At 70.6% G+C, this 25,299-nt stretch carries 18 protein-coding genes; 2 read left to right on the top strand and 16 right to left on the bottom strand.

The genetic code is table 11. From position 1 onward, the window contains the following. Positions 1 to 11 precede the first annotated feature (11 nt). Both BUQ68_RS13270 and BUQ68_RS13265 read left to right on the top strand, forming a co-directional pair. Positions 12 to 1,055: a hypothetical protein gene (locus BUQ68_RS13270; RefSeq protein WP_075216463.1), complete on the top strand. Its 1,044-nt coding sequence runs from the start codon at positions 12 to 14 to the stop codon at positions 1,053 to 1,055. Between the two features lie 38 nt (positions 1,056 to 1,093). After that, a complete protein-coding gene (locus BUQ68_RS13265; RefSeq protein ID WP_075216462.1) occupies positions 1,094 to 3,493 on the top strand; it encodes a glycosyltransferase family 2 protein in 2,400 nt (799 codons plus the stop codon). 119 nt (positions 3,494 to 3,612) lie between these two features. Here BUQ68_RS13265 and BUQ68_RS13260 read toward each other — a convergent pair whose 3' ends face one another. The 16 genes from BUQ68_RS13260 to BUQ68_RS13185 form a co-directional block, all read right to left on the bottom strand. Then, positions 3,613 to 4,170, bottom strand: a complete 558-nt coding sequence (locus tag BUQ68_RS13260) for a hypothetical protein (RefSeq protein ID WP_075216461.1) — start codon at positions 4,168 to 4,170, stop codon at positions 3,613 to 3,615. Beyond that, on the bottom strand, positions 4,167 to 5,849 hold the full coding sequence (locus BUQ68_RS13255) for a hypothetical protein (protein ID WP_139315241.1): 1,683 nt from the start codon (positions 5,847 to 5,849) through the stop codon (positions 4,167 to 4,169). Before BUQ68_RS13255 ends, BUQ68_RS13260 begins: the two co-directional genes overlap by 4 nt. Before the next feature lie 53 nt (positions 5,850 to 5,902). Beyond that, positions 5,903 to 8,404 carry a glycosyltransferase gene (locus BUQ68_RS13250; RefSeq protein WP_075216459.1) on the bottom strand — a complete coding sequence of 834 codons (2,502 nt, stop codon included), beginning with the start codon at positions 8,402 to 8,404 and terminating at the stop codon, positions 5,903 to 5,905. A gap of 32 nt (positions 8,405 to 8,436) precedes the next feature. Continuing rightward, the gene (locus tag BUQ68_RS13245) at positions 8,437 to 9,078 is read right to left on the bottom strand and encodes an FkbM family methyltransferase (RefSeq protein ID WP_075216458.1); all 642 of its coding nucleotides are present in this window, start codon (positions 9,076 to 9,078) and stop codon (positions 8,437 to 8,439) included. Positions 9,079 to 9,135: 57 nt separating this feature from the next. Beyond that, positions 9,136 to 10,275 carry a hypothetical protein gene (locus BUQ68_RS13240; RefSeq protein ID WP_139315240.1) on the bottom strand — a complete coding sequence of 380 codons (1,140 nt, stop codon included), beginning with the start codon at positions 10,273 to 10,275 and terminating at the stop codon, positions 9,136 to 9,138. A gap of 211 nt (positions 10,276 to 10,486) precedes the next feature. Continuing rightward, positions 10,487 to 11,197 (bottom strand): glycosyltransferase, encoded by a 711-nt coding sequence (locus BUQ68_RS13235; protein WP_342587015.1) that lies wholly within the window; start codon positions 11,195 to 11,197, stop codon positions 10,487 to 10,489. Positions 11,198 to 11,724: 527 nt separating this feature from the next. Continuing rightward, positions 11,725 to 12,807: an NAD-dependent epimerase/dehydratase family protein gene (locus BUQ68_RS13230; protein ID WP_075216456.1), complete on the bottom strand. Its 1,083-nt coding sequence runs from the start codon at positions 12,805 to 12,807 to the stop codon at positions 11,725 to 11,727. Beyond that, complete coding sequence (locus tag BUQ68_RS24435; RefSeq protein ID WP_075216455.1) at positions 12,804 to 13,886, bottom strand: glycosyltransferase family protein; 1,083 nt, start codon at positions 13,884 to 13,886, stop codon at positions 12,804 to 12,806. The genes BUQ68_RS13230 and BUQ68_RS24435 overlap by 4 nt, the downstream gene beginning before the upstream one ends. Beyond that, positions 13,883 to 15,085: a hypothetical protein gene (locus BUQ68_RS13220; protein ID WP_075216454.1), complete on the bottom strand. Its 1,203-nt coding sequence runs from the start codon at positions 15,083 to 15,085 to the stop codon at positions 13,883 to 13,885. Before BUQ68_RS13220 ends, BUQ68_RS24435 begins: the two co-directional genes overlap by 4 nt. Next, the gene (locus BUQ68_RS23080; protein WP_139315239.1) at positions 15,082 to 16,617 is read right to left on the bottom strand and encodes a hypothetical protein; all 1,536 of its coding nucleotides are present in this window, start codon (positions 16,615 to 16,617) and stop codon (positions 15,082 to 15,084) included. The genes BUQ68_RS13220 and BUQ68_RS23080 overlap by 4 nt, the downstream gene beginning before the upstream one ends. Next, positions 16,614 to 19,898, bottom strand: coding sequence for a hypothetical protein (locus tag BUQ68_RS13210; protein ID WP_075216452.1), 3,285 nt, complete (start codon positions 19,896 to 19,898; stop codon positions 16,614 to 16,616). Before BUQ68_RS13210 ends, BUQ68_RS23080 begins: the two co-directional genes overlap by 4 nt. A gap of 31 nt (positions 19,899 to 19,929) precedes the next feature. Further along, on the bottom strand, positions 19,930 to 20,808 hold the full coding sequence (locus tag BUQ68_RS13205; RefSeq protein ID WP_245293245.1) for a class I SAM-dependent methyltransferase: 879 nt from the start codon (positions 20,806 to 20,808) through the stop codon (positions 19,930 to 19,932). A gap of 157 nt (positions 20,809 to 20,965) precedes the next feature. Next, a complete protein-coding gene (locus tag BUQ68_RS13200) occupies positions 20,966 to 22,330 on the bottom strand; it encodes a KpsE/RkpR family capsule polysaccharide export protein (RefSeq protein ID WP_075216451.1) in 1,365 nt (454 codons plus the stop codon). Positions 22,331 to 22,341: 11 nt separating this feature from the next. Then, positions 22,342 to 23,625: a KpsE/RkpR family capsule polysaccharide export protein gene (locus tag BUQ68_RS13195; RefSeq protein WP_075216450.1), complete on the bottom strand. Its 1,284-nt coding sequence runs from the start codon at positions 23,623 to 23,625 to the stop codon at positions 22,342 to 22,344. Positions 23,626 to 23,628: 3 nt separating this feature from the next. Beyond that, on the bottom strand, positions 23,629 to 24,282 hold the full coding sequence (locus tag BUQ68_RS13190; protein WP_075216449.1) for an ABC transporter ATP-binding protein: 654 nt from the start codon (positions 24,280 to 24,282) through the stop codon (positions 23,629 to 23,631). Beyond that, on the bottom strand, positions 24,279 to 25,070 hold the full coding sequence (locus BUQ68_RS13185) for an ABC transporter permease (RefSeq protein WP_175577812.1): 792 nt from the start codon (positions 25,068 to 25,070) through the stop codon (positions 24,279 to 24,281). The genes BUQ68_RS13190 and BUQ68_RS13185 overlap by 4 nt, the downstream gene beginning before the upstream one ends. Positions 25,071 to 25,299 lie beyond the last annotated feature (229 nt).

Raw genomic sequence — 25,299 nt, 5'->3', positions numbered from 1 at the left:
CGCCTGACCCCATGCAGTTCACCATCGACCAAGACCTCGGACACCTGATCACCGGCTGGACCGTCCTCGACAATCCGGCGATCGTTCCGCAGTTCCAGGTCATGCTGGACGAGGACACCGAACTGGTGGTGGAGGCGAACTCGCAGCGCGAGGACCTCCGGGTGCTCGGCTGGCACACCACCGGGCAGTGCGGCCTGAAGCTCGACGAGAAGCTCGTGCCGGGGCTCGCCGGCTACGCCTCGCTGGAGATCCGCGAGGTCACGAGCGGCATCACCATCTACCGCCGCTTCGACGGCACCCGGCAGGTCGACAGCAAGCTCTTCTTCTTCGACTGCTCGGCCATGCCCCAGCTGCGCCTCATCAACGCGATCCGCGGTCGCTTCGGCCACACCTACGCGAACGTGGAGCGGTTCGCCTACGACACCATCGTCAACATCACCTTCAACATCCAAGCCCGGTCCATCTTCATCCACGGCCGGCCGAGTTTCCCGCGCTATTCCTCGCTCCTGCGCGAGCGGCAGTACAAGACCACCTGCCTCCTGCGCGATCCGCTGGAGGAGTTCGCTGAGCGCCTGCTGTTCGCCAGCCTGGTGTCGCGCGTGCCGAAGTTCGCGCCGCTCCGACGCTGCTTCAGCGGCCTGGAGGTGCTGTTCGAACTGGTCCAGGGGCTGCCGGATCTCGACCCGGACGCGGTCGTGGCTCGGATCAAGGCGCTCGCCCCGCGCGACCGCGCCACCCTCGTCAACCCGCTCACCAAGATGCTCGCCTGCAATCCGGACGAATCCGCGATCCGCAGCCACACGGCGACGGCGCTCGACAACCTGGCGAGCTTCGACCTCGTCGGCATCCGGTCCCACCTGCCGGTGTTCCAGGACCTCCTGGAGCAGATGCTGGACGTGAGCGCGCTCGACAGCATCACGTTCCACGAGTTCACCGAGACCCCCGAGGTCCGCGACGCGCTCCGCAAGCACGCGGTCGTGCGCGAGATGGTCGACCTAGACATGCTGGTCTACGACTACGCGGCCAAGGCCATCGACGAAGCCCTGACCGGTTGACGCGGTCGCGCCCTCTCCTCTCCGACAAACGGAAGACGATGCGAATCCTGTCTCAGATCGATGCGTTCATTCGGCTCCTCCTTGGCTGGGTCGTGTCCCTCCTGCCCATGCGCATCCGTCTGAAGCCGAGGCCCGGCGTCGTGGTCGATCCGAACTCCGGGCTCTGGCGCTGGACCGACGAGGACCCGTGGATCCACTTCAGGCCGCCGCTCCTGGTCGCCTATCCGCCGGGGCTCTACGAGGTGACGTTCACGGGGATCCGGTCCACCGCCGATCTTGCCGAGCCGAAGCTCTACTACAACCGGGGTCGCGGCTTCACCGAACAGGACACCGTCGATCTCGCCGCCCTGCGCACCGCCGCCGACGTTCACCGCATCCGCCTGCGGCTGCCGGCCGCCGCCTCCAGGATCCGCTTCGACCCGAGCACCCGGCCGGGAGCCATGGGCATCGTGACGGTCCGCATGCGCCGGATCACCGGGGCGGAGACCGTCGCCCGGGCGCTCGACCGGCTGCGCCGCCGGCACCCGATGACGCCGCGCGCCCTTCTCGGCTACCTGAAGCTCGCCCGCGACACGGCGCGGGCCCGCGGCTGGGTCAGGCTCGGCCGCATCATCGTCAGCGCGCTCACCCAGGACCAGGACGACCGGGCGTCCGACTACGGCCACTGGGCCCGGGTGCACGACACGCCCGGGCCGGCGGACCTCGCCCGCCTCCGCGCGGCCGGTCTTCGCCTGCCCGAACGCCCGCTCCTGTCGGTGGTGGTGCCCACCTACAACACCCCGATCAAGCTCCTGAAGGCGATGATCGAAAGCGTCCAGGCGCAGACCTACGCGCGCTTCGAGCTCTGCATCGCCGACGACGCCTCGCCCGATCCGGCGGTGGTGCGCACCATCCGCGCCTATCAGGCGGCGGACGACCGGATCCGGCTGGTGGTGCGGCCGGAGAACGGCCACATCTCGCGGGCGACCAACGCGGCGATCGAGATCGCCACCGGCGACTGGATCGTCCTCCTCGACCACGACGACGAACTGCCGCCGCACGCCCTCCACACGGTGGCGGCGGCCATCAACCGGCATCCGGGCGCCAAGGTGATCTTCAGCGACGAGGACAAGATCACCGAGGCGGGCCAGCGGCTCGATCCCTACTTCAAGGGGTCGTTCGACCCTTACCTCTTCTACGGCCACAACATGGTCAGCCATCTCGGCGTCTACCGCCGGGATCTGGTGGGGGCCGTCGGCGGCTTCCGGCCCGGCTACGAAGGCAGCCAGGACTATGATCTGGCGCTGCGGATCCTGGAGCTCTGCCGGGACGACGAGGTGATCCACATCCCGCACGTCCTCTATCACTGGCGCATGACGATCGGCTCGACGGCCCTCGGCGCCGGCCAGAAGAGCTATGCCATCGACGCCGCCCGGCGGGCGATCGACGACCACTTCCAGCGCACCGGCGCCCCCTATCGCTCGCTGCCGGGCCGCGCGCCCGGCATCTCGCGGATCGGCGTCGACCCGGCGCGCATCAAGCCCGGCCAGTCGATCTCGCTCGTGATCCCGACCCGCGACGGCCACGACCTCCTCGCCGCCTGCCTCGGCTCGCTTGAGGCCGACCTCGACCGCGGCACCATCCACGAGATCATCGTGGTGGACCATCAGTCCACCGAGCCCGAGACCCTTCGGCTCCTCGACGAAATGCGCGCGCGGCATCCGGCCTTCCGCGTCGTCCGCTTCGACGAGCCGTTCAACTTCTCGCGCATGAACAACCGCGCCGCGGCTGTGGCGACGGGGACCATCCTGGGCTTTCTCAACAACGACACCGAGATGGTCTCCACCGACTGGGCCGATCGCGTGCGGGCCCATTTCAGCGTGCCGTCGATCGGCGCCGTCGGCGCGCGGCTCCTCTATCCGGACCACACGCTCCAGCATTTCGGCATCCACGTGGGCGCGGGCGAGCACAAGGTCGCGGTGCATGCCCACCACGGCCTCCGGGAGGCGGAGGCCGGCAACATGAGCCGGTCCTGGCTGACCCAGCAGTTCGCGGCGGTGACGGCGGCCTGCCTGTTCGTGGACAAGGCGCTCTACACCGCCATCGGCGGCTTCGACGAGGCCTTTCCCGTCGCCTACAACGACGTGGATCTCTGCCTGAAGGTCCGCGCGGCCGGCCGAAAGATTATCTGCGACGCCGATCTCGTGCTGATCCACAAGGAATCCAAGACACGCGGGTCCGACATGTCGGCGGAGAAGCGGGCACGCCTCGACCGGGACGCCGCCGCCATGCACGCCAAGTGGGGCGCGACCCTCCTCGACGATCCCTTCACCAACCCCAACCTGGACACGTTCGGCCGCGGCATCCGCCTTGCCTATCCGCCGCGCGTCGCCGCCCCGTGGGCGACCGACGAACCGGCAGCGGTGGCGCAGGGCCTCCAACGGGCGGCGCTGATCTGAACCCGGTCGTCCGGGGCCGATCGGCCGGTCGGCGCACGGGTCCGGCCGCGATCCCAAGCCCGAAAGGGCGCCGGCCGGTCAGGCCGTCGCGGCTCGTGGCGGTCGGAGACATCCGACCGTCACGAGCCGGATCTCAGCGCCGCGCGGACGATGGACGGCAGGGCGTAATCCGTCGACGAGAGGGCGCCGCCCGACCGGTAGAGGGTCGCCACGACGTCCACCAGGGCGCCGGCGCCGGGATCGGACCCGTCGACCAGGATGTCGGCGTCCGGCCCCTCGCCCACGAAGCCGACGCCGCCCGGCTCGAGGCGGGCCGCGTCCAGCCGGGCCAGGATGTCGCCGGCGCCGCTCCGCCACAGAAGGACCGTCCGCCCCGGCAGGCGATGGAGCAGGCGATCGAGGCCGTAGGCCTCGAACCCGGCGGCGAGATAGGCCGCGCCGCGGTCGGCGCCGGCCCCGAGCAGCGCGGTGGTCCTCAGGTCCGTGAGGGCGGCCGGATAGTCGCCTTCCACGTTCAGCACCGTGACGACGCCCTGGCCGTCGACCTTGTGATCGGTGCCGAGCACCCCGTCCGGCCGCGGCAGCCCGAGCGCCCGCAGGGCCTCGAACGCCGGGACGGCATCCTCGCCCCGGCCGATCCGCAGCACGGTCACCGTCCGGTCCGCGGGCGCCGTCATGGAATCAACTCCCGCTCTTCCATCTCCAGGAGCAGGCGCCAGGCCTTCCCGGAGCGCATTTCCTCGAGGCTGTACTGGCAGTAGGCCAGATAGGCGAGCCAGGCGTCCCGGTCGGGGAAGACGGGGCTCTCGATGCCGGCGAGATCGGTCCGGCCCATGGGGGCCGCGGCGCTGGTGGGCGAGACGAAGACCGGCGTGCCGGCGATCACCGCCTCGACGGCGACGTTCGACGAGTGGGTGACGAGGGCGTGAGCCTTCCGCAGCGCCGCTTCCAGAGGCTCCACCGTCTCGCCCGGCTGCGGCTTCCGGCGCACCACCACCGGACGGTCGGTGTGCCGCGCGAGGTCCGCCAGCGTGGTCTCCAGCCAGTCGGCGCAGCCGTGCGCGGCCATGAAATAGTCCGTCGGCGGGCAGACGAGGATGGTCTCTCCGCCCCTTTGCCAGGGCTGAAGCGCGATGCCGTGCGCCGCGATGCGGTCGGCGGGGCACCGGCGCACCGGCCCGGCCTCGTAGGCGTTGCGGGCGACCCGGTAGTTCCGGCCGTGGCCCCGGCCGAAGTACGCGTGGTCCACGTAGAAGAAATAGCGGCCGGCTGCCCGCGCCCGCGCGACGATCGCGTCGCTGCCGCGAAGAACGCCCCAGACGATCGGAACGCCCGGACGATCCTCCGCCTCGTCCTCGGCGTAGCGGAGCGCGCAGCCGATTCCCTCGGCGAAAGCCCGCATCATGGCGTTGCCGCCGCCGCCCCGGTTGAGATAGCAGGTCACCATGAAGGGCTCGATCCGCGACGGCGGCACGCGCAGATGCAGCGGCACCCGCTTCACCTCGCTGTCGGTCCGCAGCAGGAGATCGACGGCGCACCCGGTCTCGCTCACCGCGTCGAGCGGCGGGTCGATCCGGATCGCCTGGCGGTCCCCCGCCGGTAGGAGGCGTCGCTGGAGGATCCGTTCGCCGGCCCCGGATCCGCCGCCGGTGCGCACGACCATCAGGTCGATCGGGCCGCCCGCGCCGAGCGAAAGCCGCAGCCCGCCCTCCCCGCCGGCCGCCAACGCCCGCCGCCGCGGCAGGCCGCCGGCCCGGGGCGGCGCACACGCCGCGGCCGTGCTCCGGAACGCCTCCATGATGGTGTCGATCGACAGGTCCACCGCGTCCGGCGGTTCGGTGCGCAGCAGCGGACCGAGTTGGAAGACGACGCCGTCGTTGCGTCGGTCACCGGCCGACCGGGTCCAGGCGCTGGCGGCGTCGGCCGCGATGACGAGCCCGGACGGCTCCGCGTACACGGTTTCCGTGCCGGCGAGGACGGCGCCGAGCCGGTCGAGGAAGTCCACGTCGAGCACGGCCCCGACGGGCAGGCGGCAGACCGGGATGCCGCCCGGCAAGGCGCTCGCGGCCGCCTGGACGGCGATCTCGGTCCCGACGACGACCCGCTGGTCGAAACCGAGATCGCGGGCGCGGACCCGGAACAGCCGGGCTGCGGCCTCCGTCGGCAGGGCGAAGGCGAACAGCGGATCGATCCAGCCGACCGAGAGGATCTGGCCGACCGCCGGCACGGATTCGATGTCCTCCACCACACTGAGCGGGATCACGATGAGCACGCGCCGGGCCGCCCCGTGGTGCGCCGGCCGCGCCGCCAGGAAGCCGCGCCATGCCGCCCGCAGCCGGTCCCGCACGGCCGGCATGGCTGTCTCCACGGTCCGCCGCCGCCTGAGGTGATCCGCCGCCTGCACCGCCGTCATTGGCCGAACTCCGTGATGATCCGCGCGAACGTCTCCCAGGTGTGGTCGACCACCGTGGCGCGCACGTCCGTGCGGATGTCGAAGGCCGCGTCGATCAGCCCGGCGATCTCGGCGGCCGAGGCGCCGATGTCGAACAGGAAGCCGTTCTCGCCGTGGCGGATCAGATCCGGCCCGAACCCGGTCCGGCTCGCCACCGGCACCGCGTTGCTCATCATGGCTTCCAGAAGCGGGATCGGTCCGCCCTCCAGGGTGGACATGGACAGGAAGACGTCGAACCGCCCGTAGTGCTCGGGATAGCGTTCGTACGGAACGGTGATGTAGCGGAAATTGGGCGCCGACCGCAGCTCCTCGAACAGGGCGTACTGCTCCCAGTGGCGGCCGATCAGGTGGAAGCGCCGGTGCGGCAGGAGCCGGACGATCTCCATCAGGCCGTCCGGGTTCTTGCGCTCGTAGAAGGACGACGACAGCCCGACGACGCCGGAGCCCCGCTCGTGGGCGCGGAACATCTCCGCGTCCGCGCCGCCGAGCACCACGCAGGTCTTCTCCTCCGGCAGGCCGCGCTGCAGCCAGAGATCCCGGTTGGCCGCGCAGGTGAAGATGACGCGCGTCGCGCTCTGGAAGCCCTCCAGGAGTTCCGCCACCGCCTCCGGCGTCTCGGACCTTGGATGGGTGTACCAGATGAAGACCTTGCTCTTCCCGAGCATCTCGGGAACCTTCTTCAGGTAGCGCAGGAAGAGCGAGTGGTGCGAGAAGAAGTAGTTCTTCGCCTCGGGCATCACCGCCGGCAGGTAGACCACCTGCCAGCTGTCCGGCTGGCGCGAGCCGATCTCGCGGCAGATGGCGTCGAGGATCCAGCCGCGCGCCTTCTGGTGGACGCAGAAGGCCCAGGTGGACGATCCGTCCGCCTCGGCGCGTTCCGGATAGGGCCCCGGCTGCCGGGGCGACGCCGCGAGGGGCGGCGGCAGGGGCGGCGGGTTCGCCAGGATGGCCCGGCAATAGGACTGCACCGACTGGACCTCGATGCCGGCTTCGCGCGCCCATCGCACGAAGGTGGCCGAGTAGGGCGTCGCGTCGGATTCCACCACCAGCTTGCCGACCCCCTTCAGCCGGTGCCGGTAGACGTCGCGCCGGCCGCCGATGAGCATGGGCGTGATGCCCTGGGCGGCGAACAGGTGGACGAAGCGCCGGTCGGCGATCAGGGCGCCGACGTCGGCCAGCACGTCGAACCGGGGCTGCGGTTTCAGGTTGGCGCCAAAGAGCGCCTCCAGGGCCGCGAAGGTCCGGCCCTCCTCGAGGAAGACCAGAGTGGTGCCGCCCGCCTCGGCGCGCGGGGCCTCCCGCATTGTCACCCGCTGGCGGGCCAGGATCCCGTACCACAGCCGGCCGATCCGCTCCGGCGTGTAGCGCTCCAGGATCGGCCGTGCGGCCTCCAGGGCTTCCGCCCGCCGCCGCTCGCCGTCCGGACCGATGAAGGCGAGAACGCCTGCCTTCGGCTGGTCGACGATCACGCTGTTGATGAACTCGGCCACCGCCTGGGTCGCGGTGGCCACCACCGGAACGCCCATCGCGAGCGCCTGGAGCACCCTGTTGGAGGACTTGACGGTGCAGTACTCGTCCTCCCCGTTGGTCAGGAGGGCGACATCGGCCCGGCGCAGCTCCCGGTAGACGGCCCGCGGCGTCCAGGGCACGTAGCGGGTCGGCACGTCGAACGCGCCCACGATGGCGTCGTGGGCGCGATCGCTGTTGCTGACCACGACCAGTTCGAGCGGGATGCGGCGGTTGAGGGACTGCAGCACCGGCAACGCCGGCAGCAGGCTCGGAATGCCGAACGCGCCGTGGGGGGCGCCGTAGTTGCCGAACCAGATGATCGTCTTGCGCGTCGGCCGGGCGGGCGGCGCGTCGTCGTCGGGCCAGCTTGCCGGCTGGCCGGTGACGAAGGTCTCCGTCGCCAGGAAGTCGGCTTCCGTTTCCGCCGGGTCGGGAACGACGTGGATCGGCAGGTCGACCGAAAGGTCGGCGCAATAGCCGCCGATCCGGCCGGCCATCTGGGCGCTCGGCACCACGATCCCGGCGAGCTGCCGGGCGATGGCGGAGAACACCATCTGGTGCGCGCCGCCCATGTTGTTCGGATAGCGCGCGCCCATCAGATCGTCGCAAAGGTCCAGGAACACCGGCATGGAACGTTCGCGGGCCCTTGCGGCCACCGCGATCACCTCCTTGTCCAGTCGCTTGACGATGACGAGGATGTCGATCCGCGGCGCCAGGACGGACAATTCCTCCGCCGTCGTCAGATAGACGCTCTCCACCCCCTGGCCCGCGAGGGCGCGAGCCATGTGGAAGCAGCGGTACCGGTTCGAGGCGGAGTTGGTGTCCTTGCTCGGCAGGAACCAGCCGACCCGGATCGGATCGCGGAGGTCCCACTGGTCGGCGAACCCGTTAAGAGCCGGCTCGACCGTCACCACCGCCGGCGACAGATCGATCTTCAGAAAGCCCGTCATGGTTCGTCATTCCAATGCCGGCGGGACGGTGATCAGACCGGGACCATGATGTAGTCCCAGCCGCGCGGACAGGTCGCCGCATGGCGATAGCCCCGGTCCTCCAGCCACTTCTTGGCGAAGAGCGGACCCTCGTCCGGCAGGAAGACGTCGTTCTGCTCGATGACGATCACGGGCTTGTCCCGCTCCACCGTCTTGATGCCGCCGCCCAGCACCTTGGTCTCGAACCCCTCGACGTCGACCTTGATGTAGTCGACCGTCTCCAGCTCGAAGTCGTCCAGGCGGAACACCGGCACGGTCTTCATCTTGCCTTCGACGAAGCGGTGGGTGCCGCCGTGCATCTGGATGACGCCCGGCTCGTCGCCGAGCGCGCAGTTGAAATGGACCACCTTCTTCAGGTCCACATTGCTGGCGAAGCCCTTCCAGAGATTCGGATCGAAGCAATAGGTCATGGCGAAGTGGTGCTGCAGGAACCGGCTGTACTCGCCGAGCCGGCAGCCCACGTCCACCGCGGTGCGGAAGTTGCGCACGAAGGGCAGCGAGATGTCGAAGGTCAGCTTGCAGTGATGCTTCGGATGCTCGGCGGCGCCGTCCGGCGTGAAGATGTAATTGCGATCGTACCACTCGGCCTGGTACGGGTTTTCCGAGAATTCGGTCGGCGGCAGCATCGGTTTCATACGGGCGTTTCCTGAAGGTCGGGATCCGTCGGCGCCGGTGAGGGCGATGTCCCGGCGTTACTTGAAAGTCTTGGCGGCCTCACGAACCGACGGACGCGGCCGTCCTTCCTTCACCCCGAAGACGAGATAGTGGACGAGGGGGTTGGCCCCGGCCTCCGCCACGTCGGGATTGGCCCTGAGGTAGCCGGACGTGCTGAAGGCCGGCGACGGGTCGCGCCGTTCGGCCGCGCCGTGGGTGAGGTAGTGGAGAACCGGGTCCGCGCCGCCGACGAGAACGTCGTGATAGGTCGCCAGATACCAATCCACGTCGAAGAGGGGGCTGGAGCGCAGCAGATCCACGTCGTCGGCCAGCGCCTTGCCGGTGCGCGGATCGACGAGGGCGTGCGTGCGGGGCACGTCGGAGTCCGCGGCGGTCCGCCCCTCCGCCCGCCCGTGGCGGATGAAGTGGACCAGTGGATTGAGCCCCGACGACCGCACGTCCGGATAGGCGTCCAGATACTGCCGGGTGCTGAAGCGCGGTCCGGGATCGCGTCCTTCGGCGGCGCCGAACCGGACGTAGTGGAGCGCCGCGTCCATCCCGGAGGTCCGCACGTCCGGATAGGCGTCGGCATACCAGGCGGCGTCGAACAGGTCGTCGGCCGCCACCGTGGCGGCCGCCGCCTGGGCCTGGCGCGTGCGCTTGGGGGCGAAGAGAAGCGCGGTTCCTTGGGCGAACGCCGACAGGGTGGACACGAGGGCGGCCATCCGGCCGAGGGCCGATCCGCGGTAGCCCTCCAGCCGGGCCGACGCCCGGTCCAGGCGCCGGGCGGTGTCGGCGGCGTCCTTGCGCAGACGCTCGAGTTCCTGACGCGCCTTGGAGAACCCGCCCCGGAAGAGGTCCGCCGACGCCCGCGTGGCGGCCTCGCGCGCCTCGAAGCGCGCGGCGATCTCCGCCTCCGCCCGCTCTGCCCGGATCTTCTGGGCCGCCAGCTCGGCCTTGCGCCAGGTCAGTTGGTTGAGGGCCTCGGCCAGTTCGGCTTCCAGGGTGGCGACCCGGTCGTCACAGGCGCCGGGTCCGGCCTCGGCCCGGTCGATCACGGTCATCACGACGCTGCCCTCCCCGGCCCCGCGGGTCAGGATCGGCGCGGCCGGCCCCGTGTGCTCGCCGGATGGAAAGCGGCTGTTCAGACCAGACGTCTTGTCGGCCAGATCGGGCATGTCGGGCGCGTCCATCCGCTGTTGGCGATCCTGAATGACGGGCAGGGGGCGCGCTCGGAGGGCTTGCGCCGCGCGGCGCCCGGCGGGCGCACCGTCTCGGCAAAATGCCCCTTCGTCGCGGCCGGCACCGGGGCGTTGACCCCCGGCGCACGGGACGATGGCCCGCGCGACCCTGCGTCCGACTGTGGGACGCCCGGCCGCGGTGCCGGCGTCACTCGGCGGCTTCGGCGATCTTCAGATACCGGTCGCGCTCGGCGAGCCACAGGTCGCCGAAGTCGACGTTCTGCCAGTTCTCGAACCACGGCCCGCCGTTGGTGTAGTGGATCGCCGCCGGCACCGTGTCGGGCTTGTGGTACTCGCCCTCCAGGAAGTTCCACTCCAGGTCCAGCGCGCCGATCAGGTCGTCGTCCGGGATCCACGAGAACCGATGCAGGTAGGCCGGCGTCGCGCTGTTCACCACGTCGGGGGTGAGCGCCTTGACGTGCTCGTTGCGGCCGTTGAAGACGATGAAGGACGACCAGTTCTTGCGCGGATAGACGGTCTGCTGCTTGCCGTCCATCTTGATCGTCTTCGACGGGCTGTAGTCGTGCTGCACCACGTAGACGGCCTTGGCCGGATCCAGCGTGTCGAGCAGGCTGTAGATGTCGCGGCTGAACAGGAAGTCGCAGTCCACGAAGATGGACCAGCCGTCGAAGTGCGCCAGATAGGGCGTCAGGAAGCGCGTCAGCGAGAATTCGGTCGTCGCGTTGGCGTCGAGCGGCCGGGTGTAGAGGCCGAGTTCACGCAAGGTCGCCTGCTTCAGGGGATGGATCGCAAGGGGGCGGCTCTTGTGCCGATCGAGCGAGAAGCGGCACACCTGCCAGGCGATGTCCTCCCGCGTGTCGTAGCCCACGAATACCTTCGCCGCATCCGTCATGGTCATCTCCGCTCCTGATGCCGGTTGGTCCGCCCGCGACCACAGAGCCCGAACGGGCACTGGTCCGAACCGAGGCACCCCGGCCCTCGATTCGGCACTTCGATCTCCGCCGACACGGATATCGATCCGTCGATTTATCGCCAGGAACAGATAACGGATATGCAATATTTCAACAACCCGTCTCACGCGGGCTGCGACCGCAACAGGCGGGCAAGTGCCGCGGACGGCAGCCCGCACGGTGAAAGGTCGGATGGTGAGGCGGCTCCGCCGATCGTTGGCGCGATCGCGGCGGGGGACGCCGGCGCGCAAAGCCGTGCGTCGTCATGAGCGGAGGAGGGGCGGATCAACGGCGGTGAGGGTCCGGCGACGCCGCCGGCCGGATCGATTCGCCGCGACAGGGCTGAACGCCGGGGGCGTCGGCAGGGGTCTCTCGCGGCCCGCGACAGCGCTCGGCCGGAGGGACGGCGGATGTCACCCGGCCCCTGCCCCCCTTTAGGCGGGCAGGGCGTCCGTGCAGACGGCGGCGGCCTCGATCAGGCGCCGGCACTCTCCCGCGACCATTCCGCCAGCCGCGCCGCGCCGGTCTGGAACGAGGTCTCGGCGGTAAAGCCGAGGAGGTCGCGCGCCCGTCCGGTGTCGGCGAGCGCGTGGCGGACATCCCCCAGCCGGAACGCGCCCGTCACGGCGAGCCCGTCGTCCGGCCGGCCGAGCGCCCGCAGGATCTCGGCGGCGGCCGCATGGATGGAGATGCGCCGGCCGGTTCCGATGTTGATGGTGCGGTCCAGCGCGGCGGGCACGTGGCAGGCGGCCACGAAGGCCCGGACCACGTCGTCCACGAACACGAAATCCCGGAAGATGTCGCCGTCCTCGAAGATGTTCAGCCGCTGTCCGGCGAGCGCCTGCTGGCAGAAGATCGACAGCACGCCGGTGTAGGGGTTGCGCAGGGACTGGCCCGGCCCGTAGACGTTCTGCAGCCTGAGGATGACGGGCTGCCAGGACGCGGAGACCTGCTTCAGGAGATACTCCTGCATCAGCTTGGTGGAGCCGTAGACCGACCCCGGGTTGGGCGGCAGGGTTTCCGGCGTCGCCACCGGCTCCAGCCGGGCGCCGGACGCGTCGTGGATGTCGAACCGGCCGGCCGCAAGGTCCGCGTGGAGCCGCGGCGGCGGAACCACCAGCTGGCCCGCCGGATCCCGGTAGGCGCCTTCGCCGTAGACCGCGCGCGTCCCGGCCAGCACCACCCGCTCCGGGCCGGTCTTCAAGCCCCGCAGCGCCTCGATCAGGCGGGCCGTGCCGCCGGCGTTGACGTCCACATAGCGCGTGGGCTCGTCCGCCGACTGGCCGGTGCCGGTCTCGGCGGCGAGGTGGACCACCACGGTCGGTTCGCACTGGCGGACGGCGTCGGCGAGTTGGGCGCCGTCGCGCACGTCGCCGACGATCAGCCGTCCCGGCAGGTCGGTCGGCGGGGTCGGCCCGTGCACCTGCGCCAGAAGGTTGTCGTAGAGCGTCACCGCGGCGCCGCGATCGGCGAGCGCCTTCGCGAGGCGCCGGCCGATGAAGCCGGCACCGCCGGTGATGAAGACGCGGTGGGCGCTGAAATCGGGGGCGGAGCTCATGACCGGACCTCCTCGTGGGGGCGGTGGGCACCCTCTGCCAGCCGCCGGGCCGCCGCCAGGACGTCGGCGATCTGGGCCCGGAGCGCGGCGTGCGGATAGGTGGCGGCAAGTTTGGCGCGGGCGGCGGCGACGAGGCGCTGCCGTTCCGGCGCATGGTCGATCAGGTGGCGGAGGATGGGGTACCAATCCTCCGGACCGCGGGCAAGACGCCCGGCATCGCCCGCGCAGGCGCGATGATAGACCGGCAGGTCCGAGGCGACCACCGCGGCGCCCGCGACGCTGTACTCCACCCACTTCGTGTCCGCCTTGCAGCGGTTGAAGGGGTTGTCCTCCAGGGGCGCGAGGCCGATCCACCAGCCGAGGGCCGAAAGCCGGTCGAGAAACCCGGCGTAATTGTCCACCGGCCCGTGGTGCGCCACGCGCGCGCCATGGGCGGCGAGCCCGCGCGGGGAGGCGATGGTGCCGAAGGTCTCGAACCGGAGGCTCGGATAGTCCCTCAGCAGACGGTCGAGCACCGGCACGATCATCTCCAGGTCCGCCGAGTGGCCGCCGGTCCCCATGTAGCCGATCACCGGCCGGGTGGCCGGCAGAGGCTGCGGCAGCCTGTCCGGGTCGACCGTGCAATAGACCGAACCGGCGACCACCGGCCGGCCGATGCCGTGGGCGACGAGAGCCTCCGCGAGCGGCCCCGTGGAGGCGTAGACGAGGTCGCATTCCTCCATCGTCGCCCTCAGCGCCGCCAGCCGTTCCGGCGCGTTGTAGAAGTCGTACTTGGACCGGCCGAGCGACAGTGGGACGGCCAGCAGGTCGTCGTCGATGTGGAAGACCACCGGAAGTCCCGCGTCCCGCAGGCGGAGGGCGACGTCGCGCCCCTCCGGCCGCGTCACCCGCGAGAGGACCGCCGCCGTCGGGCGGAAGTCCCGGAGGTCGCGCAGAAGATCCGGCCGGCCGGCGAGCGCCAGGAAGGCGACGGGGGTGCCCGGGCGGCGGGCGAGCGGGTTGAGGAAGCTGATGACCTGGGTCGCGCTCACCTGGTCGGTCACGACCAGGAGGCGTTCGGGGGGGGCGGCCTGCGTCATGGCGGCGGTGCTCCCCGTCCGTCGGCATCACGGGCGGCCGCCTGAAGCGACGGCGGGCGGAACGAGGCGGGCGCGTCGTCCCGCGGACCGGCGCGCACCGCACCGACGGACGGCCCGTCGACGCCGCAGGCAATGAGGCGCGCGAACCGCCGGTGGACCTCGGCGGGATCGGCCACGATGCCGCACGACGCCACGAACGCCCGTTGCCGCTCCAGGAGAGCGTCGGGCCGGATCACCGCGTCCCGCACGAAGGCGAGCCAGTCGGCGAGCCGGCTGATCGGGGTCAATCCCTCGTAGTTGGTGGTGTCCATCACCCCGGCCTCGTCCCGCCAGACGGCGGTCGGGATGCCGGCGAACACCATGTCGAGGACGACGGTCGAGGGCGCCGAGATGCCGTAGGCATAGGCTCTGAGATCGACGTCGTAGATCGGCAGGTTGTTGAGGGTCACGTTCGGCGGCAGGGCGATCTTGTTCTTGATCACATACTGGCCGCCGGGGTGCGGGCGCAGCGTCACGCCCTGGCCCGCCGACGCCAGGGTGGCGCAGAAGGCATTGAACGTGTCCATGAACGGCGGCCCGAACGCGCCGGCCGCCCGGAACCGCACGGAATGGAGGTTTTCGCAGACGATGCCGCCGACCACCGGCGGCGGCACCGCTCCCGGACGCGGCCGGTTGAGAACGGCGGTCGGCCCGGTCACGTAGAGCTTCGGCCGCTGCGACGCCACCAGGGCCGTCAGCCGGTGCGGCGCGGACCAGCCGCAGATCACGTCGGCGGCGAACGTCACGGTGCGGCCGTGCGACAGCACGTGCTCCTGGTTCTGCAGGAAACCGACGCATTCGTAGCCGTGCTGCAGCGTGACCTTGAGGAAGCCGGACGGCGCCACCTGCATGGCGCTGTGCGTCTCGTGGTGGCCGAAGAGATCGGATTCGCTCCCCGCGAGCAGGAGGCCCCGGCGGCCTTCCAGCACCGCGTAGACGTCGAGGCTCGTCTCGAACACGTGGGTGGCGGCGTCCACGTCCACGGCCAGACGCGCCAGTTCGCGCTGCCACAGGGCGGTGCGGTCGCGGCTCGTGAAGGTGTGGCTGACGAGGAGGACGATGTCCGCGTCGCAGTCCCGCGCGGCGAGAAAGACCAGCGGCCTGAGGATGTTGACGTCCTGCAGGAGGTTGAACAGGAAGACGATGGCCGGTCGCATCATGGGGCGGCTCCCGGCCCGTCGAGCCCGCCGGGTCCGATCCACGCCGGCGCGGTGGTCTCGGCCGCGTAGAGGGCGATCGGCCCGAACAGACGCCGCACCGCGTCCGCCACCGCGCCCTGCCCGCGCCCGTAGGCGGCAAGCCGCACGCTCTGCTCCGGACCGACCGCCGACGGCAGGTCCGCCGCCGCGTCGCCGAGGACGTCCGCCAGCGCGATCCGATAGAGGCGCTTCCCGCCGTCGCCCTCCACCGGCATCAGCCTCGCCCTGAAATCCGCCCGGGCGGCCGCGCGGGCCCGTTCGGAGAGCCGAAGATCGGGGTCGGCGCCCGGTGCGGGCCAGGTGACGTCGAAGGCCAGCGGCAGGTGGGCGAACGGACCGCCGATCGACAGGTAGCCGAGCTTGCGGACGAACTTGTGGACCTGTCCCGTGGAGCCGTGACCGTGCACCACGCCCACGAGATCCGGCAGGTCGCCCGCCGCGTCCGCCGGCGGGAGGGAGGCGAGGAAACGGGCGAGGTCCGCCGCGATGGTGTCCGGGTCGGCCAGATGCGCCAGGGATCCGAGCACACGCGCGCGCCGCTCCGCCGTGTTGCGGGGGGTCCCGGCGCGGAGATCCGCCGCCAGTCGACCCACGTCGGTGTAGAGAAGGTCCGACAGGTCCGCGTAGAGCGGATGGCCTGTCGTCAGCACCTGGGCGCCGGCCGCAAGGGCGGTGAGGGCGCGGTTGAGCGACTTGGCGCGGCTGAACGGCTGGCCGTTCACCGGCAGGAAGACGGCATCGACGCGCGACAGCACCCGGGCCTGCCGGTCCTCGCTCCAGTCTTCCAGCCGGATGGCGAACGGCAGCCGCACGAGCGCGGCGAGCGCGGGGCCGGTGAGCGCCCGCCGGTTGGTGAGGACGGTGAGGGCGGGCTCCAGGCCGCGGGCGCGAAAGCCGGCGAGGACCGGGCCGAAGGCCGCCAGATCGTGCACCCCCACGGGAAAGAAGGGATTGTCGCCGATCCCGAACCAGCAGAGGTCGATGGCGCCATCGCCGATGGCCGACGCCGGCCGACCGGACGCGGCCGGCGCCGGATCGGTCGGTTCCGGAGCCGGGTCGGTCCGTTCCGGAGCCGGATCGGCGACCAGCACCGCCGGAAGATCCGGGCGATGGGCATGGAGCGCCGTTCGGATCGCCGCCGTGGAGCAGACCGCGAAGGTGGCGAGCGGCAGCATGGCCCGGGTCCACGTCCGGCTCGGAACGAGGCGGCTGTCGTCGTCCTGGCTGATGTAGTCGTCGAAGACGTCGAGGCCGACGGGCACCCCGGCGCGCCGAAGGCCGTGCGCGGCCGCAAGTGCGCGCGCGTCCAGGCATTTGGAGAAGAGGAAGGCGTGCGCGCCCTCGGCCGCGCCGAAGACCACCTGATCGATCGTCTCCACCGCAAGGGAGACGCCTTTTGCGGCCAGCGGCGCCGCAAGGCGTCCGTAGCGGATCCGCACCCCGGCGCTTCGCCGGTGGGCGTCGTCCGGCACCACCACCGTCAGGCGCATCATCGCACCTCCTTGAGGAGGGTCACCGCGCCGAGGAGCCCGTCGAGACCGCGCGGCCCGAGGGCGGCGAGGCCGATCGGGTCCACCACCTCGGAAAGGCCGTCCGGGTGACGGTCCCCCACCCGGACGACCGTGGTGCAGGCGTGGCGGTGACCGGCCGCAAGGGCCGCCAGCGCGAAGCGGACGGGCTCCGGGATCGAGCCCGGCGACCCGACGGCCGCAAGGTCGAGGTCGCCGAGGACGGCGGTCCGCACCATGCAGCAGGCGAACCGGTTCGCCACCACCGGATAGGTGGCGTCCGGCAGGGCGCCGGCCGTCTCCGGCAGCGACAGGATCAGGCCGGGGCTGCCGCCCAGTCCCACGTGGCTTGGAAAATAGCCGCCCGTCTCCACGGAAAGCGCACTGCCGTGCTTGGAGAAGCGCTCGTGGACCGTCGCCGCCGCGGCGCTGGCGACGCCCTCCGCCCGGGCGATGGTGCCGAGCACCGACACGGTCCGCCGATCGTGGAGGACCATGGTGTCGTCGAGGAAGAGCGTCAGGGGCGCGGTGACGAGAGCCGCGAGACCGGCAAGGTCGGGCCAGTCCTCGCCGGTGCCCCCGACGATCCGCAGCGGGGCATCGATCCGCCCGCCGACGAGGGCGGCCCAGTCCGCCGTCTCCGGCGTCTCGACGAGGACGAGGACCTGGGCGATCTCCGTGTTCGCCTGGTCGCCGAGGCTGTCGAGGAGCGCCGGCAGGCGGGCCGGGTCCGTCGCCTTGATCACCACGGCGATCCGGAACGGGACCGGTTCCGACGGTGTCGCGACCAGGATCGGGTCCGGGTTGTCCGGCGCGTGGGGCATGAGGAGGCTTGCGTCCATCGGCCGACCCGCGGGCCGCAGACGGATCGCCCACGGAAACGGCCGGGCGCCGGAGGCGCACTGGCCGGCCGGCAGTCTCTGCGGGAAACCCGCCGTCTGCCGCCGCGGCTGCAGGGCGCTCCAGATCGCATCGAGCGGCGGAACCGCCACGCTGGCGACGGGCGTGTTGGTGATCGCCTCCGCGACCAGGAAGGAGCCGAGCGGCGCCGTGTCGGACCGGAGCATCGGCCCTTCTCTTGCCGTGAGGGCGTCCAGGGTGGGCACGCAGTCCGGCGGCAGCAGCAGCGTGCCGGCGGACGTGTCCGCCCCGGCTTCTGCCGCGTCCGACACGAGATCGAACACCTGGCGCAGCCACCGGCCCATCTCGGCGGAGAGGAGCGGTTCCGACAGAAGGGCGGCGCGTCGGTCCACCGCCAGCCGGCCGATCCAGCGGTCGCCGGGCTTTGCGCCAAGCCGCGCGGTCGCCAGCCGCAGCGACCGCCGGGCGATCTCGTCGATGGGCGAGGCGGCGAGCGCGCCGGCGACCAGTTCCACATGGTGCAGGCCGCCGCGGCAGAGCGACGGGAAGGGCAGGAGCACCGCGACGGGCTGCCCCGCCATGTCCGTCCCGACGAGGAGCACCGGATGAAGCGGCGCCGGCAGCTTCGCGTCGACGATCTGGAAGCCGCCGTCGCGGCGGACCGTGACGTGCGCCGCGACCGGCCGACCGCCCTCCGCGTCCCACTGGTGGACGGCGAGGGCCTGACCGCCGCCCCCCGCTGGCCCGTCCCGCCGGATCCGCAGCGTGCCGGCGTCCGCGAACCAGAGGTCGCTGACGGCCAGCCGGGCAAGATCCGTCACGGCGCGCGCGAGGGCGCCGTCGGGCGGCGTCGGGTCGTCCCCGCCGCCGACGGCGAGCGGGGCGGTTCCCGTGCCGCCGGACAGGCGCCAGAAGGCCAGCGCGGCGGCGGCGTTCCCGCGAAGGGCCGCGGCATCGCCGGCCGGCACCAGCGGCGCGCCGGAAAGCGTCAGCCAGAGATCCCCGTCCGCCGGCGGCGCGGCAGGCGGGACGGCGTCCGCGTCCTCGACCGGGTCCGCGGGGGCGACGATCGGATAGGCGTCCCGGTGCAGCGGCGAAAGCCGCGGCGGCGCGTCGAGGAGCGGATGGGGCCGTGCGCCGGTCGCCCGGCCGAACAGCAGGAAATGGATGAGCGGATCCACATCCGCTTCGGCGGCCTCCGGCACCTGCGCGCGATAGAAGGCCGGGTCGAACTGGAGGCTCGGCGGCCGGCCTTCCGGCCCGCCGTGGCGCACATAGTGGAGGTCCGGCTGAAGGTCGCTCCGCGCCACGTCCAGGTGCCGGGTCATGTACCAGTCCGCGTTGAAGAGCGGGCTGGAGCGGACGAGGGCGGCGGCCTGGTCCTCCGAAAGGCCGACCCGGCCGAGCCACGTCCGGGGCGTCGCCTCCACGGCGGGCGGCGGCGTCGGCGTCGGCAGCGGCGCGCGGCCCTCGGCCCTGCCGTGCTGCACATAGTGGACGAGCGGATGGAGGCCGGCCGCCTCCACGTCCGGGTAGAGGGCGCCATAGTGGGCGACGTCGAAGCCCGGGCCGGGGTCGTAGCCGCGCGGCAGTCCGTGCCGGACGAAGTGCGCGATCGGCGGCAGCCCCGACCGGCCGACGTCCGGATAGGCGTTGGTGTACCAGGCCGCGTCGAAGAGGCCGCTCGCGGCCACCAGCGCGGTCAGGTCGTCCTCCGGCGTGGTCTCCGCCTCCAAGGGGTCGACCGGGTGGTGGGCGCGCCCCTCCGCGGCCCCGTGGGTCAGGTAGTGGAGAAAGGGATCGCCCCCCCCCGCCGCCACGTCCGGGTTGTCGGCCGCGTAGCGCCTCGCGTCGAACAGCGGGCCGGGATGCCGGACCCCGTTCCCCCGCCTGCGCACATAGTGCACGGCCGGGGCGACGCCGGAGGCCGCGACGTCCGGATGGCGGTCCGCATACCAGGCCGCGTCGAACAGCGGGCTCGCCGCGACGCGCACCACGAGACCGATCTCCTCGCCGTCAAGGGAGGAGAAGCCCAGCCGGTCGAGCGCTTCGCCGGTCGGCACGGGCCGCCCCTCGGCCCGTCCGTGGTCGAGATAATGCAGCAGCGGATTCAAGCCCGCGCGCGCCACGTCCGGGTTGAGCACAAGGTAGGCGGCGCCGTGGAAGGCGGGGCCGGCGGCGCGCCCCTCCAGGCCGCCGTGGCCGAGATAGTGGTCGAGCGGGTCGAGCCCCGCGCGCGCCACGTCCGGATAGGCGGCGCGGTAGACGTCCGCGTCGAACAGACCGGACGCGAGCACCCGCGTGCGGTCGGCCGCGCGCCCCTTGCGGCGACCACCGCCCACCGACGACCAGACGCGGACCGCACGCCCGAGCAGCCGATCCAGCCCGGTCTTCGCTGAAGCCATGGAGCACCCCGTCTCGAACCCTGAAACCGCGTCAGGTCGGCTTGCGCAGCACGGCGCAGAACTCGTTGCGGCCCGATGCCGTCTGGTAAACCCGTTCGATCGTCAGATCTATGAGATTCAGCGCACGCAACAGGTTGAGGTTCTGGCGGAAGGATTCCGGCGTGAACTGCCAGGCGTGCACGTCCACATAGCCGCCCTGTGCGGCCTTCCATTCCTTGATGGCGTGCTTGACCCGCGCCGCCGTGATCTCGTGGGGACCGGAATCCCCCGCCCAGTGGCGCGGCGTGTCGTTGTGGCACGTCAGGGCGCGGTGCTCGATGATGCTCGCCAGGGAATGCACCCGCCGGTTCGTGTAGTGGGCGTCCAGGATGGCGGCGATCGAGCTCTCCGGGATGAAGTGGTCGAAGCAGTAGCGCTTGTCCGGGATGAGCGCCACGTAGAGCCCGCCGGGGGCGAGAACGCCGGAGACGCCGCGCAGGTGCCCCACCAGGTTCGGCTGGTGTTCCAGGCAGTGGCTGCTGATGGCGATGTCGAACACCGCGTCCACCACGTCCAGCCGCCCGGTCGGCTCCACATAGTGGACGTGCGGCACGTCCGTGTGGCTGTCGCCGACCTTCGCCGCCCGGGCGACCAGGGCCTCGGTCGACAGCACGTCGAAGTATTTCACGTGCGGCCCGCGGAGCACCGGCTTGCCGAACGGCCCGATCTCCAGGCAGGACGCGCCCTCGGGGATCAGCGCCAGCACGTCCTCCCGGACCATGGCGCGCCGCAGCGCCGGATCCTTCTCGCTCTCCAGATAGCCGGCGATCTCCTTGTCGGCGAGCGGCCAGAGCCCCGGATAGCGGCGCCGGATGGCGTCCGTGTCGTATTCCGCCGGCAGGCGTTCCAGCAAAGCCCCGGTGTCCGTCATCGTGCCACTGTCGCCTTTCGCCTGACGAGATGCGCGCCCTGCGCCGGTCCGAACGGCAGGGCGCATGACCGTGGTCGCATAGCATGATGTCCGCGCGTCGGCACGCATCCTCTGCGCGGGAAGCGCGGACCCCGTCCGCGCTTCGAGAGGGTTGGAATCAGTTGCTGTGGTCGCGCACGGCCGCCACCATCAGGGCGGCGATGCTCCACAGCACCCCGGCGGTCGCGAACACCAGGAAGGCGCCCGACGGGATGTCCGGGTAGGACGCCCGTTCCGGCTGTTCCGGCTCGATCACCCGGATCACGTAGAGGCTCTTGCGGTCGCTGCGCGCCTTCGCCTCCGAGTACGCCGCCTGGGCGGCGGTGTAGAGCTGGGAGGCGAACACGCTTTCGATCTGCAGGGCCTCGTAGGTGCGGATCTGCTCGGAGAGCACGTTCCCGCCCTGCTCACCGGCGATCTGGCCGCGCAACTCGTCAATCTGCTTGTCGAGTTCGGCGATCTGCCCCTCCAGCATGCGGCGCGACGGCGCGTCCTCGGCCAGGTCGCGCGAGGAGGTGGCGAGCTGGGTCTCGGCGGACACCTTCTGCAGCATCAGCTCCGCCACCACCGTGCCCACCGACTTGGCCTCGATCACCGGGTCGATGATCTTCATCCGGTCCCGGAACGCGTTCACCGCCAGCATGGCGGCGGTCAGGCGGTCGCGGTGAAGCTGCAGTTCCGCCTCGGCCCTGAGGAGGGCGTCGCGTCGGGCCTCTTCGGAGATGCGGTTGATCATGCCCTCCGTCGCCCGCAGGATCTCCTCGGACAGCCAGAGGGCGGCCGCCGGGTCGCTCGATTGCACGCGCAGCGTGGCGATGCCCGAGGTCGTGTTGTACTCGGTCCGGATGCGGCTCTTCCAATAGTCCCAGACCTTCTCCGACGGACCGTTCACGTCCAGGCGCGAGAAATAGTCCGCCGTCGCCGGGTCGAAGGCGCGCACCAGCATGGGCACGCCGCCGAGGTCGGCGATGATGTTGCGGCTGCGGATGTAGTTGAGGGCGATGAACACGTCCTGCGCGGACTGCGAGCCGCCGCGATTGCCGCCCGCCAGCGTGGAGAGCGCCTCGCCGAAGACGCGGGAGGCGGCCGAGGACTCGGTCGCGGACCGCACCGTGAAGCGGGATTCCGCCTCGTAGAGCGGGCTTGCCACGAACGCCAGGTAGAGCACGGACATGAAGGTCGGCAGGATGACGAACAGCCCGAAGCTGATCTTCAGGAAGTCGCCGAAGGACTGCGGCCGCGGCACCCGCATCCGGCCCTTCAGCCGGCCGGCCGGGCCGGGCGTGCGGGGGGCCGGATCGGTCTCGGCCGGATCCGTCCTGCCCGGATCCGTCCTGCCCGGATCCGTCTTGCCCGGATCCGTCTTGCCCGGTCCGGGAACGGCGCGCCCGGACGGCGCCTTGGCGACCGACGTTCCGGCCCGCTCGTCGGCCTCCAGCCTTGCCGTCGCGCCCCGCTCGGGGGTCTTGGTTGCGGTCGACATGCTGCGGCGCCTCAGACTGCTACGTGGTTGCGCACGAGGACACCGATGCCGACCACGGCGCCCCACGCCCCGAGGCAGGCGAGCACGGCGTAGAAGATGGCGAGGGCGCGGTTGGGATAGAGCGCCATGTCGGGAAGCATCGGCTCGATGAAGGACATCAGATAGAATTTCTTCTGCTCGGCGTCGATGCGTGCCCGCTCGTAGGTGACCACGGACCGCTGGTAGTCCGTCTGGGCGATCTTCTGGTTGAGGGCGAGTTCGTCGAAGGACCGCATGGCCTCCGAAATCACCGAGGAGCCGGCTTGCCCGCCCGAAGACGTGAGTTGCGTTTCCAGCTGCCCGATCTGCGCTTCCAGGCTCTCGATGCTGACGCTGAGATAACGCATCGTCGGCGAATCGGAGGAGAGATACTCCTTTCGCGTGTCGAAGTCGCGCCGGAGTGTCGTCAGTTCCGACTTCAGCTGCCCGACCACCGACGAGATCGCGCCCGCCGTCGCGGTCGGGTCGAGAACGCCGCGATCGTTGCGCAGGGTGCGCACCTCGTCGAGCACCGCCCGCAGGCGGTCCTGGCTCGCCTTCAGGTCGGCCTCTGCATAGGCGATGGCGTCGTGCTTGCTGCGGTCGGAGAGTTCGTTGATGACGCGCTCGGCCTCGGCGAGGATGATCTTCGACACCGCGACCGCCTGCTGCGGATCGAACGCCCACACCTTCACGGTCAGGATCTTGGACATGGAATCCCGGTCCACCGAGACCTGATGCCGCCAGTAGCGGACCACGTCCTCGATCGGCACGCCGGGCTCCAGCCGGGAGAGGGCATCGATCTCCTCGCCGGAGAACAGCGTCTCCATGCCGATCTCCCGGTCGATGATCTGCACCATCGCCCGGCTGACGATGAATTCCTCGACGATCTCGATCTCCTGGCTGGCAGACCCGCTGATCCCGGTCAGGTTCTCCAGGATGTCGAAGCCGCCCTTCTCGGGCGAGCGGATCGAGAGCTGCGATTCCACCACATACTGGGACGAGGCGAAGAACAGGAAGTAGGGGATGGCGAAGGCCAGCGGCGTCAACACGATCGCCGCGAAGGTGACGGCGACGAAGATCCGGAAGATCTTGTTGCCCTGGCGCGCGGAGAAACCGCCGCCGCCCATCCGCATCGACTTGGCGCGGGCCGTGCGGGCCGCCCGGCTCAACGCCTCGGAGATGGCGCGTGCGTTGTTCTTGCGGTTCCGGCTGCGATCCTCGACCAGATCGAGATCGAAGGCATCGTCCGCGACTTCGAGAGACAGTTTCTTCATCGGTCACATGTTCAGGCGTCGGTAGGTTTCGATCGCCTCGTCCAGGTTATGGAACTGCATCATCTGGCCGTCGGCGAGAACCACAGCCCGATGACAATAGCTCCGGATCGACGCCATGTCATGGGACGCCATGATGATGCTGGCCCGCTCGCGCCGCTTGGCGAACTCCGCGTCGCAGCGCGAGCGGAAGCGCGCGTCGCCGACCGCGATCACCTCGTCGATCAGATAGCAGTCGAAATCGACCGCCATGCTGAGGCCGAAGGCGAGGCGCTGCAGCATGCCGGACGAATAGGTCCCGACCGGCGCGTCCAGATAGGAGCCCAGTTCGGCGAAGTCCTCCACGAAGTCCACCACCTGGCGGGCGTTCTGGCCGTAGATGCGCGCCACGAACTGCACGTTCTCGCGCCCGGTCATCTTGCTGTGCAGCGATCCGGCGAAGCCGAGCGGCCAGGACACCCGGCAGTTCCGCCGGATCTTGCCGCCGTTCGGCAGTTCGGTTCCGGCGATCACCCGCATGGTGGTGGACTTGCCGGCGCCGTTGATCCCCAGGATGGCGTAGTTGTAGCCGGCTTCGAAGTTGATCGACACGTGGTCGAGCACGATCTTCAGCGTCGCGTGCGTCCGGTAGAACTTGAAGACGTTGTCCAGCGTGATCATCCCTGGATGATCCTCCCGCGCAGGAAGCGCTCGCTGGCGAGCGCCACCAGGAGAATGCAGGTGGAGACCTGCAGGAGATAGATCTCGTCCAGATGATCGGAGCCGTAGCCCTCGTAGTAGGCCGATCTCAGCCAGTCCACGCAGTGCAGCATCGGATTGTAGGCGAGCACGTCCTGCACGGATTGCGGCAGCCGGGTGATCGGCATGATGGCGCCGGACGTCAGGTACATCAGGATCATGACGACGATGGAGATCACCGTCCAGCCCGGGACGAAGGTCACCATCACGGCGTTCAGCATGCCGAACGCCGCCCCGAGATAGACCGTCGCCAGCACGCCTTCGATGGCGCGTACGGGCGAGTTGGGCCAGAAGTCCACCCCCGCCAGGGTCACGATGATGATGAAGGCGACGGTCACGTTCGCCGCGATGGTCAGCGACAGCACGGTCCGGGCGAGGATGAGGTCGATGGATTTCACGATCGGGAACAGGAGGAGCGCCCTGTTCTCCGTGACGGCCGAGGTGGTCATGCGCGAGGGATAGAGGCAGAGGATGTAGGGAAGCAAGCCGGTGCCGACGAAGATCGTCATGTTGGTCCCCATCGGGGTGACCCGCTGCATCAGCACGTTGGCGGCCGTCAGGATGGTCAGATGCGCCAGCGGCCAGGCGACGGCGATCAGATAGCCGAAGTGGGTACGGCCGAACCGGGTGCGCATGTCGCGAAGGAGGATCGCGCCGATCACGCGGATCTGCACGGCGAACGCCTCGCGCAACCGACCGGTCGCTGTCATCGGGGGGAGACCCATCACGCTTCGCTCATGGTTGACATCCAGGGGACGACCGATCATGCCGGATCGACGCCGCCCGCCGGCGTCGCTCTCGACGACCCATCGTCTCCTATCACTGTGGCAGGATTTATGTCGTTTGCGTGTGCACCGCGAAAGGGTCGGGCGCCGCGCCGGGCGCAGCGGCCCCGGCTTCGGCCGGAGGAACACGGGTGCGACAGGCGGCAGACCGGCG

The organism is Mongoliimonas terrestris, from assembly GCF_001927285.1.
GTDB lineage: Bacteria > Pseudomonadota > Alphaproteobacteria > Rhizobiales > Pleomorphomonadaceae > Chthonobacter > Chthonobacter terrestris.
The sequence above is the reverse complement of the archived record's forward strand: the minus strand, read 5'-3'. Positions and strand labels throughout refer to the sequence as shown.

What these genes read in the sequence shown, in the direction of transcription:
- BUQ68_RS13260 (WP_075216461.1), bottom strand. Translation starts at nt 4,170, where the DNA reads ATGACGGCGCCCGCGGACCGGACGGTGACCGTGCTGCGGATCGGCCGG.
- BUQ68_RS13230 (WP_075216456.1), bottom strand. Translation starts at nt 12,807, where the DNA reads ATGAGCTCCGCCCCCGATTTCAGCGCCCACCGCGTCTTCATCACCGGC.
- BUQ68_RS13250 (WP_075216459.1), bottom strand. Translation starts at nt 8,404, where the DNA reads ATGACGGGCTTTCTGAAGATCGATCTGTCGCCGGCGGTGGTGACGGTC.
- BUQ68_RS13205 (WP_245293245.1), bottom strand. Translation starts at nt 20,808, where the DNA reads ATGACGGACACCGGGGCTTTGCTGGAACGCCTGCCGGCGGAATACGAC.
- BUQ68_RS13200 (WP_075216451.1), bottom strand. Translation starts at nt 22,330, where the DNA reads ATGTCGACCGCAACCAAGACCCCCGAGCGGGGCGCGACGGCAAGGCTG.
- BUQ68_RS13195 (WP_075216450.1), bottom strand. Translation starts at nt 23,625, where the DNA reads ATGAAGAAACTGTCTCTCGAAGTCGCGGACGATGCCTTCGATCTCGAT.
- BUQ68_RS23080 (WP_139315239.1), bottom strand. Translation starts at nt 16,617, where the DNA reads ATGATGCGCCTGACGGTGGTGGTGCCGGACGACGCCCACCGGCGAAGC.
- BUQ68_RS13240 (WP_139315240.1), bottom strand. Translation starts at nt 10,275, where the DNA reads ATGCCCGATCTGGCCGACAAGACGTCTGGTCTGAACAGCCGCTTTCCA.
- BUQ68_RS13255 (WP_139315241.1), bottom strand. Translation starts at nt 5,849, where the DNA reads ATGCCGGCCGTGCGGGACCGGCTGCGGGCGGCATGGCGCGGCTTCCTG.
- BUQ68_RS13235 (WP_342587015.1), bottom strand. Translation starts at nt 11,197, where the DNA reads ATGACCATGACGGATGCGGCGAAGGTATTCGTGGGCTACGACACGCGG.
- BUQ68_RS13245 (WP_075216458.1), bottom strand. Translation starts at nt 9,078, where the DNA reads ATGAAACCGATGCTGCCGCCGACCGAATTCTCGGAAAACCCGTACCAG.
- BUQ68_RS24435 (WP_075216455.1), bottom strand. Translation starts at nt 13,886, where the DNA reads ATGACGCAGGCCGCCCCCCCCGAACGCCTCCTGGTCGTGACCGACCAG.
- BUQ68_RS13270 (WP_075216463.1), top strand. Translation starts at nt 12, where the DNA reads ATGCAGTTCACCATCGACCAAGACCTCGGACACCTGATCACCGGCTGG.
- BUQ68_RS13185 (WP_175577812.1), bottom strand. Translation starts at nt 25,070, where the DNA reads ATGACAGCGACCGGTCGGTTGCGCGAGGCGTTCGCCGTGCAGATCCGC.
- BUQ68_RS13210 (WP_075216452.1), bottom strand. Translation starts at nt 19,898, where the DNA reads ATGGCTTCAGCGAAGACCGGGCTGGATCGGCTGCTCGGGCGTGCGGTC.
- BUQ68_RS13220 (WP_075216454.1), bottom strand. Translation starts at nt 15,085, where the DNA reads ATGATGCGACCGGCCATCGTCTTCCTGTTCAACCTCCTGCAGGACGTC.
- BUQ68_RS13265 (WP_075216462.1), top strand. Translation starts at nt 1,094, where the DNA reads ATGCGAATCCTGTCTCAGATCGATGCGTTCATTCGGCTCCTCCTTGGC.
- BUQ68_RS13190 (WP_075216449.1), bottom strand. Translation starts at nt 24,282, where the DNA reads ATGATCACGCTGGACAACGTCTTCAAGTTCTACCGGACGCACGCGACG.